This window comes from Fluviicola sp. (assembly GCF_030151805.1).
In the GTDB taxonomy this organism is placed as follows: Bacteria; Bacteroidota; Bacteroidia; order Flavobacteriales_D; family Crocinitomicaceae; genus Fluviicola.
In genome coordinates this window covers 1-3,871 of the sequence record NZ_JASLCN010000079.1, presented here as the reverse complement: position 1 = coordinate 3,871, position 3,871 = coordinate 1, and the positions used below count along the sequence as shown (strand labels likewise).

Here is a 3,871-nt window from a genome sequence, read left to right as displayed (position 1 = left end):
TTATTACAAATGAAAGCTGTGACGGAAATGACGGATCAATTACAGGAATCACTGCTACAGGATCCGGGACTTTAACGTACAGCTGGAATTTAGCTGTAAGCCCGACAATTGATCACAACAATATTCCGAGTGGTACTTATGGTCTTTTGGTTTCAGATGCTTTCGGTTGTAATGCTGCTGCAGGACCTTTTTCGGTTGGTGGAGCTACTCCGATGAGTTTGAATCAGAGCGGATTGGTTATTACGCCAACCACTTGTACAGGAAGTACCGGAGCTATTAATGGTTTAGTGGTAGTTGGAGGAATCAATCCGGTAGTTTCATGGTCGAACGGGCCAACTACTTTGAATATTTCAAATCTTGCAGCAACAAACTATACCATTACCGTTACGGATGATCAAAATTGCAGTATTCAGCAAACCTTTACGGTACCAACGGCTTCCGGAGTAGTCATCAATACGAATAATGCCATTGTTTCGAATGACAATTGTGGTGTCGGATCAGGATCAATTACGGGTGTTACCGTTTCCGGCGGAACAACTCCTTACGTTTATTCGTGGAACGGATCTGCTTCGTTGAATACACTCGACATTTCCAACCTGGCAACCGGAAATTACACATTGATTGTAACGGATAACGGAGGTTGTAAAGACACAACCATGTTGTTTGTTGGAGTTGTTCCTCCATCAACAATTGATCAAACGAATGCGGTTGTGACCAATGAAAATTGCATGGGGAATAACGGTACAATCAATGGAATTCAGATTTCCGGAAATGGTCCGTATACTTATTCATGGTCAGGAACTGCGTTGACTTCGTTGAATTTAGCGAACCTGGATGCGGGAACGTATGTATTGACCATTACGGACGTCAACGGATGTACAACGACCGGAACACCAATTGTTGTTGGAACAAATCCTTCTCCGAGTGCCAATTTCACGATTGCAAGTACTCCGGCTTCTCCGGGAGAGACAATTGTCTTTACAGATGCAAGTACAGGAGGTACTATTCAGAATTACAACTGGTATATCACAGGGGTAGGACCCAATGGGAGCGGATCTTCAACAACGTTCAGTTCCGAGGTTGAAGGAGATTACAACATGACTTTAGTCATTGAATCGGTTGACGGATGTATTGATTCCATTACAAAAGGATTCCAGATTTTCGGAGAATTGAAGATTCCGAATATTGTGACAGCAAACGGAGATCATACCAATGATGAGTTTTACATTACCAATCTGAAACCAAATTCCAGGTTGGTAATCCAGAATCGTTGGGGAAATGTGGTGTTTGAATCCGGGAACTATAAAAATGATTGGGGAGGTATTGATATGACAGGAGTAAAACTCGATGATGGCGTATATTTCTACCAATTAATAACTGCGGACGGTAAAATGTGGCAGGGAAATGTGCATTTGCTCATTGATTAAAGAAGTTCCTTTTTGCTTCGTTATATTTACCGATTGTTAACTAGTAAATGCAACCTGGTACGCTTCACATAGAACCCAAAACAGTATTGGCATCCTGGATTCAGGATGTGAAGGAAAATCGTTTTAGTTCGGTTCAGGTTGCGCATTTCGGTCCTTTGAACCAGGATTTGATCAACAGTTTTACCTTGAGCATTGAGGAGTTCATGATCTCAGCCGGGGATAAAAAAACGTTGGTTAAACGTGTTTTTTCCATTTTAATCGAAGGACTTCAGAACATTCTGATCCACGGAAAGAAATGGGACAACGAACAACAGGCATTGATCATTCTGGCTTATAATGAAAACACTTACCGGATTGCATTGGGAAATCTGACTGAACTTTCGGAAAGGGAAAAATTAACGTCTTATTTGGATCGCCTCAATGCGATGGGAGAAGAAGAAGTCAAAGCGTTCTACCTGGAAACTCTTAATAACGGATTAATCTCTGACAAGGGCGGAGCCGGATTGGGATTTATTACGATGAGAATGAAGTCGAAATCCACACTGAATTACCAGTTCGTACCCGTGAATGACGATTTAATGTTGTTTACAATTTCAACAGATGTAGACAGAGTACAAGCCTAAAGATGTCATTTTTTGTAGCGTATCATCCTGCTTATATTCATTCCGTTCCGAGCAATCATCGGTTTCCAATGGAGAAATACGGATTGATTTACCAACAATTGCAATACGAAGGGATTTTGGATCCGGAAGCATTTTTAACTCCTGGTTCCATTGATTTGAAATACGTGAAGCAAGTTCATTCATCTTCTTACCTGGAAAAATTATTGAGTCTGAATTGTTCACCAAGAGAACAACGGGTGAGTGGCTTTGTTCACAATGAAGATCTGATAGATCGTGAATTGAGAATCATGGAAGGAACCCGCATGTGTGCAGAAGCAGTTATTCATGGAGGCGTTGCATTGAACATTGCAGGAGGAACACATCATGCATTTTCCGATAGAGGAGAAGGTTTCTGCTTACTCAATGATCAGGCGATTGCTGCAAAATGGCTTCTGGACCAGGGGTTGTTTCACCGCATTTTAATTGTTGACCTGGATGTTCACCAGGGAAACGGAACTGCAGAGATTTTTGCAGACGTACCTGAAGTGTTCACTTTCAGCATGCATGGTGGAGCGAATTACCCGATACACAAGGAAAAATCCGATAAAGATGTGGACCTGGAAACGTTCACAGACGACAAGACTTATCTGAGCCGGCTAAAAACCGAATTGTCACAGGTTCTGGATGAATTTAATCCGGATTTTATGTTCTATCAGTGCGGAGTAGATATTCTTGAATCAGATAAATTGGGGAAACTAAAAGTGACACAGCATGGAATCCGTTTGCGGGATGAATTTGTCCTGAATAGTGCAAAACAGAGAAACATTCCGTTGGTATGCAGCATGGGCGGCGGATACAGTAAAGAAGTCCGCGACATTGTGAATGCACATATGCATGTATTTCGATTGAGTCATCAATTGTTTTCTAAGTAATGTTCAAATGTTTTCTTTGATCAAACAACTTATTGATTCTCCATTTCTATTTGGATTCTTCATTCTCAGTTCCTTAAATAGATTAAAAGCAAAATTTTTATAAACAATTCTTGCTTATTTGTTTTCTAATTTTACCTTTGTATAGAATTAGTCTAAATAAAGATGGTTAAAAAAGAAGTTTCCACACAGCAAACGATTTTACCTCTATTCGCATGCTCCAATTGTTCTTGTGACAAGAAGAAAGATTGTTGTAAGAAATACAAACGCAAGGGATATCACTGTAAAAAGTGTCCAAAACTTTAGTTTTACTCTGGCATTCCTTATTTTTGGAGCATGTTTCGAAAACTTGCTTTTCCTTTGATTTTTTTGATTGCTTTTTGGGGAAATTGCCAGGATTCCACACAGTATTCATTCGGAGCAGATCTCAATTACCATCCACAAGATTTCTTTTTTCACGTTCGCGGTCAAATCAGCAGGAAAAACCTCGTTCAGGATGCATTTGCGGGGTTTGGAATCAATAAAACCATTTTTCAGGGACAATTCAGACCGAGTATCGGGTATGACATCGGATATAATTTCCGGTTAGCAGGCTGGTTTTCGATTAAACCGTATTTCCGGTTGGCATACTCCAATTTAAATAGCAAAGTTCCGGTGAAGCATCCGTTTATTCACACTACGGAAGGCTTTTTTGCAGCTGCTTTCATCTTTGGAAAGCAAAACAAAGTGGCGCTGAATGCAGGAATTGGTCCGGCTTTGGAATGGAAATACGATGCTTATTCGCAGAAAAGAAACCACTTTTTTATGTGGAATTATTTTGTTGGACTAACTTACTATTATGAGCTATAGACTTTCGATCCTGTTTTTGTCTCTTGTTTTTCTTTCCTGCAAAAAAGGAAAGGATCGTTATCCC

4 protein-coding genes are annotated in these 3,871 nt (G+C 40.3%); all 4 read left to right on the top strand.

Annotation, left to right across the window (positions count from 1 at the left end; genetic code table 11):
• Window positions 1–1,427, top strand: a 1,427-nt coding sequence (locus Q1V93_RS03180) for a gliding motility-associated C-terminal domain-containing protein (protein WP_300661344.1), incomplete at its 5' end; no start/stop codon positions are given.
• A 47-nt stretch (window positions 1,428–1,474) separates the two neighbouring features.
• Window positions 1,475–2,050, top strand: coding sequence for a DUF6272 family protein (locus tag Q1V93_RS03175; RefSeq protein ID WP_300661341.1), 576 nt, complete (start codon window positions 1,475–1,477; stop codon window positions 2,048–2,050).
• A gap of 2 nt (window positions 2,051–2,052) precedes the next feature.
• A complete protein-coding gene (locus Q1V93_RS03170; RefSeq protein ID WP_300661339.1) occupies window positions 2,053–2,961 on the top strand; it encodes a histone deacetylase in 909 nt (302 codons plus the stop codon).
• 333 nt (window positions 2,962–3,294) lie between these two features.
• A complete protein-coding gene (locus Q1V93_RS03165; RefSeq protein ID WP_300661337.1) occupies window positions 3,295–3,807 on the top strand; it encodes a hypothetical protein in 513 nt (170 codons plus the stop codon).
• The last annotated feature ends 64 nt before the right edge of the window (window positions 3,808–3,871 follow it).